Raw genomic sequence first — 14,434 nt, 5'->3', positions numbered from 1 at the left:
GGTACTCGGTCTTACAGGCCAGACCTGCGTAATTCTTCATACACGCCTTACGCTGTTCGGCGCATACCTTGCAGGACGTCTGGGCTTCGGCGGCCCGATCAGCGGCGAAGAGAACAGTCACCGCGAGCGCCACCAGGGCCGCGCGCCTCATCCACCGGTTTCTCCTCAAGTTCGGCATATTATTCGTTCCTCCTGTTCTATCTCATTGTGCTGGTGGTCTTGTCGAGCGCCGCGCGCAGACTCTTTGCCAGCTTGATCGCATCGTCGACGGCCCAGAAATGCAGGAAGAACAGTCGCGGCTGCTCGCTGAGCATGTGGCTATGAATCGCCGTCACGTCGATGCCATTCGATTTTAGGGCTTTGATGACCGGATTGACCTCGTCGCCCGTCAAAACAAAATCACCCGTGATCGCGGCCTTGCCGCCGCCGGTCGGCTGGAAGTTGATCGCCTGCGCCACGCCCATCGGGCCGACCGGCGCGATCTGCATTCCGCCCTCGCTGATCGGATCGCGCCGCGGAACGGCGAAAGCGTAGACGCCGCCATTGTTCTGCCCCTTGGCGCCGATGATTTGATCGAGCTGGGCGGTATCGAGATCGATCGCTGGCGGCGCAGATGCAGCGGTCGGCGTCAACGGCGTCTTGCTTGCTGCCAGCGCGTCGCGGATGACGGCAGCCATCTTCACAGGATCGCCGCGACCGCCGACATGCATGTAGAAGGTCGCGGGACTCGCCCGCAGCAGGTGGTTGTGAATCGCGGTGATCTCAAGCCCACCCGCGATAAGCTTGGCCATGACCGGGTTGACTTCGGTTTCCAGCAGCACGAGATCGCCCATTGCCATGGCTTCGCCGTGCATCGGCATGAACGCAATCCAGCCGCCGAGCGCCAACGACGGCTTGATGGTCACGCCATCCAGCGTGACGGTCAGATCACTGCGTGGAAATCCATAACGATGCACCTCGCCGGAGATCGCCGGCTTCCGACCAAAGATGTCATCGACCTTTTGCCACTCGATGGTCTGGGCGTAGGCACTGGAGATGAATGGTTCGGTAAAGACCTTCCAGTCGATGGATTGCGCATTCGCGCTCAATGCGGACGACGACGCCAGGATTGAAGCAGCCAGACAATTTCTCAGACGCATTGTGAACCTCCATGGTTGGATCAAAACAGATCCCCCCTCCGAGCCCGCATTAATTTCATCGTCACTTGCCGCGATGCTTGGCAATAATGGCGTCGAATGTCTCCTGATCCTTGCTGGCGCGCATCCTGACATTCGCTCCGGACATCCACACCTCACTGCACTCGACCGACGTACTGCTCGGCAACGATATACAAAGCTTGTTGCCCTGGACCTTCCAGATGCCGGTCCATGAACTACCGGACTCGGCGCTAATCAGCTTGCCGTCCGGCCGCAGATACATCGACCAGTGCGGACCGTCGGTGATGTCGTTGCCGACGATCCGCGCACGAATCTGGCTCGCATCGAGCAATTTAAACTGGTCTTCTGCGCGCGCGGAAGATTGTGAGGCGAGCGTGAGCGTGCTTGCAACTAGCACGATCCCAAGTCGTCGATGCGAAGTCATTTCAGGAGCCCCTCATAGACGCGCTGCACTGCCGGCCAATTGATGGTTGACATGAAGACGCCGACATAATCGCCAGCCTTCGCGCCGTAATCGATGTGATAGGAATGCTCGTACATATCGAGCGCCAGGATCGGCGTTGCGCCGGCCAAGGTATGGCAGTGATCAGACGCCCATTGATTGACGAGTTTCGGATCACGCGGCGACCAGGTCAGCAGTACCCAGCCTGAACCACCACCCAGCGCCTTGCCCATTGCGATGAATTCGGTCTGCCAGCGCCCATAGGAACCGAAATCACGTGCGAGCGCGTCCTTCAGGCTGGTTCCCGGCTCGCTTTCATCACCAAGGCCATCGAAGAACACCTCGTGCAGGATCATTGAATTGGTCGCGATGAGCTGTTCTCGCTTCAGCCCGTTGATCAGGAAATTGGGTGCCGTTGCATAGTCGAGGCCGGCAAGCTGCTCTTCGATGAGGTTCAGCCGCTTCACCGCGCCGCCGTAGTTATTCTCGTAGTGACTGACGATCATGCGTTCGGACATGCCACGGATGCGGCTCGGATCGCATGAAAGGGGTTTCATGACAGCCTCCCGACGTATGGCCTGGAAGGCAACCTGACACCTGAGCCGTCGGCTGACCGCAGCACGCCAGCATCAGAGATTTTATCGGGTGAGATTGGGATATCGGCAGACATGATGCGCCCTTGGTGGAAAACCGGACGCGATTCTTGGGCATGTCGCCTCGTGGGGAGATCGCTTCCCCATGAAGGTAGGTAAGGCCGGAGAAGCCAATTTGTCAATGTCGAAGCCGGGTACTGGTCCAAGCCACCCATTGGCAGGCGGAAATTTCTCATCAGTCGCGTGTAGGACCTTTTCCATCGACGGTTCTCCCGCTACTGTCGGTTCCATCGTAGCAAGCTGATGAGCCGCTGCGCATTCTGGCATGACGATGCCGGTGATTTCAAAATCCATTCATCCACCGTGATGGATCGCGCAGGAGACTGACGCATGATTCGCCGTTGCCATTTACTTCTGGCTACTCTTTTCGTCGGCCTAGCGGGTCTGGTTACGCCGGCAAACGCGCAACCTGCCAACTCCAATGAACTCGTTGTCCTGACGACCACGACCACGCAGGATAGCGGAATCCTACGAGTCCTGACCGATGCATTTGCGAAAAAATCCGGCCTGACCGTAAAAGCGATTGTCGCCGGCAGTGGCGACATCCTGAAACAGGGTGCCCGTGGCGAGGGGGACGTCCTGCTGACGCATTCGCCCGAGGCTGAGAAGCTCTGGATGAGCGATGGCAATGGCACGTCGCGGCGGCTCGTGATGTATAATGATTTTGTCGTTATCGGGCCGGACAGTGACCCGGCGAAGATCCGGGGCCTGAAGGCGGTCGACGCACTGCGGCGCATTGCTGAGACCAAATCGCCGTTTGTGTCCCGTGGCGATCAATCCGGAACGCATGTTCGAGAATTGGCAACATGGAAACGAGCCGGGATCGATCCGAAAGGCCAGTCCTGGTATCGTGAAACGGGTCAGGGCCAAGGCTTGACGATGGATGTCGCGTCCCAGTTCCAAGCCTATGCCTTCACCGATCGGGGCACCTACCTTGTCCACGCCAAACGCCTCGGCTTGCCCGTTCTCGTCGAGAACGATCCTGTCCTCTACAATATTTACCACGTCATGCCGGTGAACTCGACCAAGTTCCCCCGCGTGAACGCGCCAGCCGGGCAAGCGTTCGCAGACTGGATCGTTTCTTCGGAGGGACAGGCGGTTATCGCCGAAGTCGGAAAGGCAGAGTATGGCCGGTCGCTATTTGTGCCGGCCGCAAACCTGAACGAGGCCCAGCTTCTGCAGAACTGATACCGGGATCGGCGAGGCTGCGTGATGGGGACCGGATCCTGGGACTACTGGGCCGAGATTGGTCAGGGGCTTGTCGACGCGGTTCTGCTGCTCGTGACGGGCGATCCCGAAACGTGGATCATCATTCGGCAGTCGCTGCTTATCTCGGTCTCGGCCACCCTCGCCAGCATGGCGGTCGGCGTTCCAATCGGGCTCTGGATCACCTATGCGAGGTTTCCAGGCCGCGTGGTTTTGCTTGCCATTTGCAACACCGGCTTCGGGCTTCCGCCGGTCGTCGTTGGCCTGGTCCTTTCGATTCTGCTGCTGAGGCATGGGCCGCTGGGATACCTGAACCTGCGGTTCACACCCTATGCGATGATGGTCGGCCAGTTCATCCTAAGCGTGCCGATCATCGTCAATCTGACCGTCGTTGCGCTCCAGCAACTCGACCCAAAGCTTCGGCTTCAAATCTGGGCACTTGGCGCCTCACGTTGGCAAACGCTTTGGCTCTTGAGTCGCGAAATACGCCTGCCTTTGTTGGTTGCATACATGGCCGGCTTCGGCGCGGTCGTGTCCGAAGTCGGTGCAAGTCAGATGCTCGGCGGAAACCTGCCCGGCTCGACGCGGGTGTTGACCACAGCGATCGTCATGGAAACCGGCATGGGTCATTATGATCGGGCTATGGCCTACGGCATCGTCTTGCTCCTGCTGGTGGCGCTGGTCGTCGGCCTGCTGACCTGGGCGCAACAACGCGATGGTCACCGGTGACGGGCGCGCTCCTTCGGGCCACGGGCATCAGTGTTCACCGGGGCAGCCGCCTGACGCTCCAGCCAACCGATTTCCTCGCGCATGCCGGCGAAACTATAGGCATCTATGGTCCAAACGGCGCCGGAAAGAGCACCTTGTTGCAGGCGCTCGCGGGCCTGCTCCCTCTTGCCTCGGGCTCGATCGCCTTGAAGGGGCAGATTCTGGGACGGGAGTTGCCACCATTAGCCTACCACCGACGCATCGCGGCCGTATTTCAGCAACCGCTGCTTCTCCGTGGCACAGTCGGCCACAATGTCGGCCTTGGACTGGCCTTGCGGGGCGTCGGCCGCATCGAGCGCCAGGCACGGGTCAAGCCGGTGCTCGAGCAATTGAAGATCGACCATCTCGCCGACCGCAACATTGCCACGCTCTCAGGTGGAGAGGCGCAGAGAACGAGCCTGGCGCGAGCTTTGGTGCTCGAGCCGGAAGTCCTGTTCCTCGATGAGCCATTTGCCGCGCTCGACCAGCCGACCCGTCGTCGCCTGGTTCAGGAATTGGCGGTCGTACTGCGAGCGCGGCGAATGGTGACGGTGTTCGTTAGCCACGATCTGGCGGAGGCTTCCATCCTTTGCGTTCGCTGCCTGATCATCGACGCAGGAACGATCATCCAGGAAGGCTCGCCCCAGGGAATCGTGCAACACCCCGGAACGCGTCGTGTTGCCGAGATCGTCGGCAGCGATCATCTCTGGGATGCCCGCACCAATAGTGGTCAATAGATCAATTGTAACAATGAGAGGCCAGACTCAGGCCTCAATCATCGTCATCGTCGTCAGCCGCGCGCAACCGGCCGGTTCGCGCGTCGACGACGACCTTCGTGGTTTGGCCGGCCTTCGCACCGATCGCTTCAAGATACCGTCCATCGCGAACGATCTGTACGTTTGACCAACCGTCGGATTGCAACTTCTGTCGCACTTGATCCTCGGTGACCGGCTGGTCGCCTGCTATGAAAACCGGGCCTCGGCGGGGTTCGGCCGTGAGCATGGCCGCTCCGGTAATGGCCAACAGCAACACGCCGCTAGCTGCAAATATCCACTTCCTGTCCATGGCGGTTCTCCTCGTCTCGGCCCCCCGTTTGCGTCTGCATGTTTCAATCGGCCCCAGTGACGGTGTAGTCGCTGAAGTACATATGGCTGTCGGCCTTCGACCACAGGCCGACGCGTCCCGACACCGGTTGCGCCAGGGTGTCTTCGAGGTAAAGCTTGCCGTCGAGATAACCTTCGACCTTGGTGCCGTTAATGCGAACCTTCAATTCATGCCATTGATTGGCCGCAGTCGGCGTATTGCGCACCCACTTGACCGAGGAGCGCTTGCCTTTCTCGAACTTCCACAGCACGAGGTTGTTTTCGAGACAATTGGCGCGAATGGTCAGGTAGTCGCCGTTCGGCTTGAGATTGAACAGAATGCCAGCGCCTTGATCAATGCGACCGGAAATTCCTTTGAACTGGACCGTGATCTCGCCACTTTTGAAATCCGGGATGTCCTTAGCCACGGCATAGGGAAAATACGCATAGGCTTGCACGCGGTCCAGAAACTCGGCGTAGCGCTCGCCATACAGCGCGCGCGCTTTGTCAGCGACACCGGCAGACGATTGTCCTTCTTTCCACTTACGGCCATCGACAACGATGACGTTCTTCCCTCCTTCTTGCTCGATCCGCCAAATTCCGACGACGCTCAAAAAGGACTTGGGCTCGGTGCCGACGGACTCTTTCGCAAGGTCAACCTTTATTGCCTGTTGTGCGGCGAGCGGAACGGCGGCCAGAGTTAGCAAGCAAGCGGATAGTGTTGCTGCGATGGTGAGATGACTATGCGTGTGCATGGGTGTCCTCCAACTTGAACATTTTGCGGACATCGAGGGTGCGGCGGCTCCACCTCCAACAAAGAGCGATCAGCAGCGGCAAACCACCAAAGAACCAGGCCCAGACCGGGCCGGTTTGGGTGACGACGAGGGGATAACCCGGATAGTCGGGTGTCGAGAGCTGGGTTGGCGGAGCAAGGCCGGCCAGCGAATAGATCAAAGGAAGGATCTCGCGAGGGCTGGTCGACCGACTGGCATCCGTTCGCCGATTGTAGACGTAGGTTACCTCGCCATAGCGTTCATCGCTCGTACCCGTGCGAGGACTGAATAGACCATCCGCGATTTCAACGGTCACATTTGGTGCCGCTCTTTCAAGCTTTGCCAGCACATTGCGCCGAAGGTCGACATAACGTGGGTCCTCAATGGCGAGATGCACGGTGATCAATAAAGGCCCGGTGAGTTTGGCCAGCGCCCACTGATCCGCCGTGGCGAAAGAATTGCGTTGATCTTCAGTCACATCGAACGTGGTTCGCAGGGCGCCCGATGCACCCAAGGTAAGCCCGAGGGCGGCAACGCAAACCGCCGAACGCCACATTTTTTTGCGTGCCGGGACGCCCGTCGGCAGCCAGACAGCCGCCAACCCGCAGAAGCCGGTGATCGCCGCAATCATGCCGGCGACGAGACCAAACGACAACAACCCGCCTTCAAACGTGCGCAGTGTCGGCGTCAAGGAGAGATGCGCGACCAAGCCCATGAAACCGGAGCTGCCGGCAGTCGTGAAATCGAGGACCCACGATCCGATCGTAAAGGCCAAAGTGATGATCGCCGCCGTCGCCGAGGAATCAGAAAGAGATGCGGCAAACAACGCAATCGAGCCGACCAGAAGAGCATATAGCCCATGTCCGAGTAGAAGGTTCAGAAGCTCGGGACCAGCCAAATGACCGCCGAAGAACAGCCAGGCCAGAAGGGCCGATCCGCACGCCACGCCCGCAGCCACGAACCAAGCCAACCCGACGGCGACAAGCTTGATGCCGATCACGGTCGAGACGCGATAAGGCAACTGAAGCAACAGCCGGACCGCTCCGGATTCTTTTTCGCCGCCCAAGACACGGATCGCGACAAAGGGAAATAGCAGGGTCACGGCAACGTAGAAGCCGCCGAAGGTCGGCACGAGGATGCCGTCCAGAGGCGAAAGGCTGTTGGCCATGACGGGTGAGCCGATCGCCACCGAGCTGGCTTCGCTGTAGATCCGCAAGGCTTCCATGAAACTGAAGCCGACCAGCGGACAAAGCAGCAGCAACATGGCCCACGCCGCACGTCCGCCGAAGATCTCCCAAAGCTCTTTGACGAGCAGCGGCAGGAGCGGCGCGCGCGTTTGGGGCTTAAGCGAGCGCAAGAAACACCTCCTCAAGGCCGGCATTGGGTGCCTTGATGCGCGTGCGAAGCTCATCGAGTGTGCCCACCCCGCGCACCTCACCTGCCGATAGCAGGACGAAGCGGTCGCACATGCGCTCGGCGTCAGATAGCTGGTGAATGGACAAAAGGAGCGTGCGGCCCTGCGCAGCCTCCCGCCGCAGCACCTTCATCATCTCCCGGGTCTGCTTCAGATCGAAACCGTCGAACGGTTCATCCATCAAAAGAAGCGGTTGCCGCGCCAGAAAACCCAGCGCCAGCATCAGGCGGCGGTTAAAGCCTTTTGAGAGTGACCCGACGCGCTTCGCCAGCGACCCTTCGAGACCCACCCTGATAACGATACCCGCTACGAACTCCCGCGATCTGCCATAGACATCGGCGACGAAGAACAGCACCCGTGCGACCGGTTGATCGGCATAAGGCCGAACGCCATCGGGGACGTAAAACATGAAATCACGGCGCCGAGCCGGCGCGATCGAAGCGCCCCTCACCAATACAAAACCGTTATCCGACGGAAGAAGGCCGGCGAGGGCTTCAAGAAGGGTAGTCTTGCCGGCGCCATTTGGACCGATCAGGCCCAGCACTTCGCCCTCGCAAACAGCGAAGCCAACGTCGTTGAGCGCGAGCTGCTCGCCATAGCGCTTCGTCAGCGAGACGATTTCCATCAGCGGTTCACTTCGCAAAACGGCAACCGTCATGGGCGGTTTCTCCGGTCAACGCGCCTTGTCGTTCGGATCGAACGGCTTGAGGTCGGATGCTTCTGCCTCTGTCATGCGGGCGTCCTTTGGACAGTCGTCACAGCCTCATCTTGCAGGCACAGATACCGATTGACGGGTTGCGACAGGGAGCGACTGGGGATGCTCGAACCAGCCAACGAAAGGAAGAACGATCAGGAAGTGCAGGAAGTAGTAGGTGGCGCCAATACGACTCAAAATGAGCCACGCACCTTCTGGCGGTTGCCCGCCCGCAAATGTGAGCAACACGCAGTCGCTCACAAAAATCCAGAAGAACCAACGGAAGACCGGCCGAAACCGGGCCGAGCGCACGGGGCTCGTATCCAGCCACGGTAGAAGGAACAACACGAAGATGGCGCTGAACATGCTGATCACGCCAATGAGCTTGTTCGGCACGGCGCGAAGGATCGCGTAGAAGGGCAGAAAGTACCACTCAGGCACGATGTGGGGCGGCGTCGCCGCTGGATTCGCCGGAATCGAGTTGTCCGGATTCAGTAGCGCATTCGGCTCGTAAAAGGTGAACCACGAAACGACGATCAGGAAGATCGCCACGCCAAACAGATCCTTTGCTGTATAATAGGGATGAAACGGGACTGTGTCTTCAGGGCCTTTACTATCGACGCCGAGCGGATTGTTCGAGCCAAAACGATGCAGGGCGATCAGATGCAATCCGACAACGGCGACAATCACGAAGGGCAACAGATAGTGCAGCGCAAAGAAGCGGTTGAGCGTGGGATTACCCACTGAGTATCCGCCCCACAACCACGTGACGATGCTGTCGCCAATGCCCGGAATTGCAGAAAACAAATTGGTGATGACCGTCGCGCCCCAGAAGCTCATCTGGCCCCATGGCAGCGTGTAGCCGAAGAATGCCGTGGCCATCATCAGCAAGAAAATAATGATACCCACTCCCCATAGAAGCTCGCGGGGCGACTTGTAGGAGCCGTAGTACATTCCGCGGAAGATGTGGATGTAGACAACAGCAAAGAACATCGATGCGCCGGTGGTGTGGAGGTAGCGGATGAGCCATCCGTAGTTCACGTCGCGCATGATCTGCTCGACGGAATTGAAGGCGCCGTCGGCGGTTGGCGTGTAGTGCATCGCCAGAACGATGCCGGTCGCGATCATGATCACGAGTGTAAGACCAGCCAGAGAACCAAAATTCCAAAGGTAGTTCAGATTTCGTGGCGTGGGATAGTCGTGCAACTCGCGTCGCAAGAAGGAAAAGATCGGTAAGCGATAGTCGATCCACGCGATAAAACGATTTTGATGATCTGGCTGGCTCATCGACGGAACTCCTGGCGATCTATCGGCGGTTACTCATTCTTTCTAGAACGCCTTCAAAGGGAGGATAGGACGAGCCTGGAATTTTCATCTGAAGCGTGCGCATAGAGATCCAGACCTCGTAGCAGATTGTCTTTTTCTCGTCGTTGTAGGTCTTGCAAAACTGATCTTTGACGATTTGCCATAGACCTGTGCGAATATTGCCCATCTCGTCACTCGTAAACTTCCCGCTTGGCGAATAGGATTCCACCCAATGGGATTCATCCGTCAGTTGCATGCCGGTCAGCTTCGCCCGGATTTGCGCCCCCGACAGTTTTCGGAATTCCTCTGCGTTGGCGTGTCCAGCCAAACCAACAGCACAGGCGATGATGATCGGGATAAGTTTATTGGGCTTCATCGTCAAAACACTCGTATTTCATCTTCTCTCGTAGAAAAGACGGCCGTGTGCCATGCTCGCTGACCTAAGGTTGAGAGCTGCAACCGCCTCATCTGGATTCCCGAACGTCGATTTTCCGTTGGATGGCGGTACAGAGCACTCATCAATTTCGCCTCAGTGGACGCTGCAGGATACCTTCGTCGTAGATGTCCAAGCCGGGTTGACGAAGTTGAAATGTTTTTCCCGAGCGCCAAACCTCATAGCAGCGTTGATCATCTGCCGCCTGATCCAGGCAGAGTTGATCTTGTTGCACGCTCCAACGCCCCGCGATCTTTCGGCTCATCGAATAGATCGTGAGAGTGCCGCTACGAGCAAAGACATACGCCCAATGAACCTCGTCGGTGAGTTCCATACCCGCTAACGTCGCCCGAATCTCGGAGCCTTTGAGCATCCGAAACGTACCCGCTGCGCGCGCAATGCCGTTCCACGGAAAGGTTGCGGCGACAATCGCGAGTGCGGCGACGCCGAGCATGATCCGCCGTGCCAGCTGATAGCGTGCTAAGTCTTGATGCATGAAACGCCTCCGATGTCAGTCAGCCGGATGTCGCCTTCATCGCGGGCGGCCAGTTATGCGTTTCCGCTTTACGTCGTGATGCCCAGGCATAGAGCGCGTCGTAGATGACGAAGCCGTGGTTCAGGACCTCGTGGTCATCCGGAGACAGGTCGCGCAGTCCCATTGAGATCGCCAACAGACCGGCTGACTGCGGTGTGAGATCGTGCCTATCCGTATCGGCGCCGCGGACGATGGCCGCAATCGTGACGATGGCCGGATTCTTGGCGAGATCATGCTTCTCGACGAAGGCGTCGAAACTGCAGCCCTCACCGAAATGCGTGTATTCGACGCCGGGCACGTCGTAGGGGATGGCTCCGGCTTCTTCAGCAACCTTTCTGACCTGATCCGGCGGCACGAACAGGAATTCCGCCTCCTTGTCGATGAACCTTGCGATCAGCCAGGGACAGGCGATCCGGTCGATGACCGGACGTTCACGGGTAACCCACTTCATGATGCGGTCCTCCTGGTGGAAGCAGTGAACGGAACGGTCGATCCTCCGATCGCGCGCCAGGCGGCGATGCCACCGGACAAAAAATGCGCATCGAAGCCGCGACGGTGAAGCTCGGCGACCACATTGCGGCTGGCCTGAAGACCGTAAGTGCAGTAGGCAATCACGGGTTTGCCGCCAGTCAGTTCATCGATCCAGTCAGCGACCGCTTCCGGAGCACGGAACGTCGCACCCGGAAGCATGTCGTTGCGCATCGGCAGATCTTCGACCAGACAGGTGTCGATGAGCAAAACGTCCTCTTGCCGCTGAAGTCGGACAAGCAGATCTTCAGGGGCAATTCCGAGGTCGGGCTCATCATTCTCGTGCGCATCCAGTTGCCGGTCAGCGATGCGCTGGAATCGTTTGCCGACACGCTCCCAGTGGATGTTCTTCATGAAGGCATCGACATAGGCGCCGGCCTTCGCCCCAAAATCGATGTGGTAGGCATGCTCGTACATATCGAGCGCCATGATCGGGATACTGCCTGCAAGGCAGTTCGTGTGATCCTGCCCCCATTGGATCACCAGGCGCCGATGGCGCTCCGACCAGACCAGCAAGGTCCAGCCCGATCCGCCGGCCTGCGCCTTGGCGCAGGCCGCAAAGCGGGATCGCCATTTGGTGACGCTGCCGAAATCGCGCTCGAGGGCCGTTGCGAGATCGGCAGCCGCATCTCCCGTTCCTCCGAGGCCGTCGAAATAGATCTCGTGCAGGATCGCTGAGTTCGCCGCGATCAGTTCCTCCCGCTTCAGGCCGTTGATGTCGAAGACCGGGGCTGCTCCCCAATCTATTTCGTCCAGCCGGCGCTCGATAGCGTTCAACCGCCGGACGGCACCTCCGTAATTGTTCTCATAGTGGCTCGCCAAAAGTCGCTCCGAGAGCCCCTCGAGGCGCGGCGGCTTGAATGGCAATGGCATGATCCGATGCATGACGGTCCTCCACTCGGGATGCGCGATTGAGGTGAAGGCTACGCGCGAATCTGAAATGATACAAGTGTTGCGTTTGGGAATTTTGATGGTACAGTATGGATATGAGTTGTGATGGAATGCCTGCCGAGCAGCGATGGCTGCTCCTGATCCACCAGTTGCCCAGCAAGCCGGCCTATTTTCGAGTGAAAATCTGGCGTCGGCTGCAAGGCATCGGGGCTGTGGCGGTCAAGAGCACGGTCTACGCGCTGCCGGCGAATGCGGAGACGCAGGAGGATTTCGAATGGCTCCTGAAGGAGATCGCTGAGGGCGGCGGCGAGGCGATGGTTTGCGAGGCCCGCCTGATCGACGGTCTCTCCGATGTCCAGGTTCGCGGGCTCTTCGACGCAGCCCGCGACGAGGACTACGAGGCGGTCGCCAAGGAATTGCGCACGCTGATCGAACGCCTCGATATCGGTGTGACGTCCGAGGAGAAGGCGGAAGCCCGCTCGCAAGCCAGTCGTCTGCGCAGACGGCTCTCAGACATCGCGGCGATTGATTTCTTCGGGGCGACCGGCCGCCTGACAGCCGAGAGCCTGATCGCGGAGATCGAATCCAGGCTCGCAGAGGATGTGGATATGACGAAGCAATTGGTGGAGGTCCCGGCGCAAACGCTGGGTGATTTCAAGGGGCGAACCTGGGTCACGCGCAAGGGCGTGCATGTCGATCGCATCGCCTGTAGCTGGTTGATCCGCCGCTTTATCGATCCCGAGGCAGTAATTCGTTTCGTGCCGGGCAAGGGATACAAGCCCAAGGTCGGAGAATTGCGCTTCGACATGTTCGAGGGCGAAATTACTCACGAGGGCGACCGTTGCAGCTTTGAGGTCTTGCTGGCACGGGCCGGCATTGCGGACCCCGCACTCCAGGCGATCTCCGAGATCGTCCATGACATCGATCTCAAGGACAGCAAGTTCAGCCGCGAGGAAACGACGGGTATCGCCAGCCTGATCGCCGGCATCTGTGCGGCAAATCCACAGGACGAGCAGCGCGTCGTTCAAGGCACGAGCGTCTTCGACAATCTTTATCAGTATTTCCGCTCCAAGCGCGGTTGACCGACAGGAAGTGACCATGAGCCAAATAGAAGCGATCGATAAGTCGACAATCCAGAATTCCGATGTGCCTGCTCATGGCATTTCGTTTGGTGAAGCCATGCGCGTCTGGGCGCGTGTCGCTGCCCTCAGCTTCGGTGGCCCTGCCGGGCAGATCGCCGTGATGCACCGGATCATCGTCGAGGAGAAACGCTGGATCGGCGATACGCGCTTTCTGCATGCGTTGAACTACTGCACGCTTTTGCCGGGACCGGAGGCGCAACAGCTCGCGATCTACATCGGTTGGCTCCTGCATAAGACCAAGGGGGGCCTCGTCGCCGGAATCCTGTTTGTGCTTCCCGGCGCACTGGCCATCATGGCGCTGAGCTGGATCTATGTCATTTTCGGCAATGTTGGCGCCGTCCAGGCTCTCTTCTTCGGACTGAAAGCCGCGGTGCTGGCGATCGTACTCGAAGCCGTTATTCGCATTGGCCGGCGCTCGCTCAAGAACAACGTCCTGATCGGCATGGCGGCGGTCGCCTTCCTTGCTCTGACTGTGTTTCAGGCGCCGTTCCCGCTCGTGGTCTTTGGGGCGGGCCTGATCGGCTATATCGGCGGGCGAGCTGGATGGAAGGCGTTTCTTGCCGGCGGCAGCCACGGCAAATTTAGTGGCAAGGAGGTCGCGGACATCGACAGCGTGCTCGGCGAAGGGGTTCCAGAACATGCCCGTCCTCCGCTTTCGTGGTCGCTCAAGGTCGCGATGGTCGGAGCGCTGGTCTGGGGCGGGCCTGTCCTTGCGCTACTTGTATTTCTCGGGTCAGGAGACGTCTTCACCGACATTTCCATCTTCTTTTCCAAACTGGCCATGGTCACCTTCGGCGGCGCCTATGCGGTCCTGTCCTATGTCGCGCAACAAGGGGTCGAGCACTATGGCTGGCTGAAGCCGGGCGAGATGCTGGACGGTCTCGGCCTCGCTGAAACGACTCCCGGCCCGTTGATCATGGTGACGCAGTTCGTCGGCTTCCTGGGCGCCTACCGCTCACCGGGGGCGTTGAACCCTCTGCTCGCCGGCACGCTGGGCGGGTTGCTGACAACCTGGGTGACCTTCGTTCCCTGCTTTTTGTGGATTCTCCTCGGCGCGCCGTTCATGGAGAACATGCGCAACAATAAGGCGCTGTCGGCGGCACTCTCGGCGATTACCGCCGCCGTCGTCGGCGTGATCCTCAATCTTTCGGTCTGGTTCGCGTTGCATGTGCTGTTTTCGCAGGTCCATGAGGTTCGCGGCTTTGGCGCGACGGTCGATCTGCCCGTCCTGAGTTCGGTGAACATTCCCTCACTTATCCTGACGGCTGGCGCGATCATCGCGGTGTTCCGCTTCAAAATCGGCATGCTGACGGTGTTGGGTAGCTGCTCGGTCGCCGGAATTCTTTATGGGCTTTTCGCTGGGGGTGTCTGATCGGAGCGGCCGGGATCGGGGTCGTAGCGGGGAGCTGAGCAGCGGCCTCGCGTTCATGGC

17 protein-coding genes are annotated in these 14,434 nt (G+C 59.2%); 5 read left to right on the top strand and 12 right to left on the bottom strand.

The features are described from left to right. Positions 1–197: 197 nt before the first annotated feature. The 3 genes from BN32_RS18065 to BN32_RS18055 all read right to left on the bottom strand — a co-directional run bounded on the left by BN32_RS18065 (position 198) and on the right by BN32_RS18055 (position 2,156). Positions 198–1,139, bottom strand: coding sequence for a DUF1259 domain-containing protein (locus tag BN32_RS18065; RefSeq protein WP_019198929.1), 942 nt, complete (start codon positions 1,137–1,139; stop codon positions 198–200). Between the two features lie 61 nt (positions 1,140–1,200). Further along, positions 1,201–1,554 (bottom strand): hypothetical protein, encoded by a 354-nt coding sequence (locus tag BN32_RS18060; protein ID WP_156946994.1) that lies wholly within the window; start codon positions 1,552–1,554, stop codon positions 1,201–1,203. A 23-nt stretch (positions 1,555–1,577) separates the two neighbouring features. Next, the gene (locus tag BN32_RS18055) at positions 1,578–2,156 is read right to left on the bottom strand and encodes a superoxide dismutase (protein ID WP_040426651.1); all 579 of its coding nucleotides are present in this window, start codon (positions 2,154–2,156) and stop codon (positions 1,578–1,580) included. A 426-nt stretch (positions 2,157–2,582) separates the two neighbouring features. Between BN32_RS18055 and BN32_RS18050 the strand changes: the two genes are divergently transcribed. The 3 genes from BN32_RS18050 to BN32_RS18040 are packed head-to-tail and all read left to right on the top strand — an operon-like array spanning position 2,583 to position 4,942. Further along, positions 2,583–3,440, top strand: coding sequence for an ABC transporter substrate-binding protein (locus tag BN32_RS18050; RefSeq protein WP_019198932.1), 858 nt, complete (start codon positions 2,583–2,585; stop codon positions 3,438–3,440). A 24-nt stretch (positions 3,441–3,464) separates the two neighbouring features. After that, positions 3,465–4,187, top strand: coding sequence for an ABC transporter permease (locus tag BN32_RS18045; RefSeq protein ID WP_019198933.1), 723 nt, complete (start codon positions 3,465–3,467; stop codon positions 4,185–4,187). Beyond that, positions 4,184–4,942, top strand: coding sequence for an ABC transporter ATP-binding protein (locus tag BN32_RS18040; RefSeq protein ID WP_019198934.1), 759 nt, complete (start codon positions 4,184–4,186; stop codon positions 4,940–4,942). The genes BN32_RS18045 and BN32_RS18040 overlap by 4 nt, the downstream gene beginning before the upstream one ends. 34 nt (positions 4,943–4,976) lie before the next feature. Here BN32_RS18040 and BN32_RS18035 read toward each other — a convergent pair whose 3' ends face one another. The 9 genes from BN32_RS18035 to BN32_RS17995 all read right to left on the bottom strand — a co-directional run bounded on the left by BN32_RS18035 (position 4,977) and on the right by BN32_RS17995 (position 11,854). Beyond that, entirely contained in the window at positions 4,977–5,270 is a 294-nt protein-coding gene (locus tag BN32_RS18035) for a hypothetical protein (RefSeq protein ID WP_019198935.1), read from the bottom strand. Positions 5,271–5,313: 43 nt separating this feature from the next. After that, a complete protein-coding gene (locus BN32_RS18030) occupies positions 5,314–6,042 on the bottom strand; it encodes a LamG domain-containing protein (protein WP_040426650.1) in 729 nt (242 codons plus the stop codon). Further along, positions 6,029–7,441, bottom strand: coding sequence for an ABC transporter permease subunit (locus BN32_RS18025; protein ID WP_051488530.1), 1,413 nt, complete (start codon positions 7,439–7,441; stop codon positions 6,029–6,031). The genes BN32_RS18030 and BN32_RS18025 overlap by 14 nt, the downstream gene beginning before the upstream one ends. Further along, positions 7,404–8,132 carry an ABC transporter ATP-binding protein gene (locus BN32_RS18020; protein ID WP_019198938.1) on the bottom strand — a complete coding sequence of 243 codons (729 nt, stop codon included), beginning with the start codon at positions 8,130–8,132 and terminating at the stop codon, positions 7,404–7,406. Before BN32_RS18020 ends, BN32_RS18025 begins: the two co-directional genes overlap by 38 nt. 105 nt (positions 8,133–8,237) lie before the next feature. Then, on the bottom strand, positions 8,238–9,455 hold the full coding sequence (locus tag BN32_RS18015; RefSeq protein ID WP_019198939.1) for a cytochrome b: 1,218 nt from the start codon (positions 9,453–9,455) through the stop codon (positions 8,238–8,240). Positions 9,456–9,474: 19 nt separating this feature from the next. Continuing rightward, positions 9,475–9,849: a hypothetical protein gene (locus tag BN32_RS18010; RefSeq protein WP_019198940.1), complete on the bottom strand. Its 375-nt coding sequence runs from the start codon at positions 9,847–9,849 to the stop codon at positions 9,475–9,477. A gap of 142 nt (positions 9,850–9,991) precedes the next feature. Then, positions 9,992–10,402, bottom strand: coding sequence for a hypothetical protein (locus tag BN32_RS18005; RefSeq protein ID WP_019198941.1), 411 nt, complete (start codon positions 10,400–10,402; stop codon positions 9,992–9,994). Between the two features lie 19 nt (positions 10,403–10,421). Then, complete coding sequence (locus BN32_RS18000) at positions 10,422–10,892, bottom strand: chromate resistance protein ChrB domain-containing protein (RefSeq protein ID WP_019198942.1); 471 nt, start codon at positions 10,890–10,892, stop codon at positions 10,422–10,424. After that, entirely contained in the window at positions 10,889–11,854 is a 966-nt protein-coding gene (locus BN32_RS17995) for a Fe-Mn family superoxide dismutase (RefSeq protein WP_019198943.1), read from the bottom strand. The genes BN32_RS18000 and BN32_RS17995 overlap by 4 nt, the downstream gene beginning before the upstream one ends. Before the next feature lie 116 nt (positions 11,855–11,970). Between BN32_RS17995 and BN32_RS17990 the strand changes: the two genes are divergently transcribed. Both BN32_RS17990 and chrA read left to right on the top strand, forming a co-directional pair. Next, on the top strand, positions 11,971–12,942 hold the full coding sequence (locus BN32_RS17990) for a chromate resistance protein ChrB domain-containing protein (protein ID WP_084494587.1): 972 nt from the start codon (positions 11,971–11,973) through the stop codon (positions 12,940–12,942). Between the two features lie 16 nt (positions 12,943–12,958). Further along, positions 12,959–14,374, top strand: a complete 1,416-nt coding sequence (chrA, locus tag BN32_RS17985) for a chromate efflux transporter (protein WP_019198945.1) — start codon at positions 12,959–12,961, stop codon at positions 14,372–14,374. Positions 14,375–14,434: the final 60 nt, after the last annotated feature.

The sequence above is a fragment of the Afipia birgiae 34632 genome (assembly GCF_000308295.2).
Classification (GTDB): domain Bacteria; phylum Pseudomonadota; class Alphaproteobacteria; order Rhizobiales; family Xanthobacteraceae; genus Afipia; species Afipia birgiae.
Note: the sequence above shows the minus strand (reverse complement) of the source record. Positions and strands in the feature narration are given on the sequence as shown.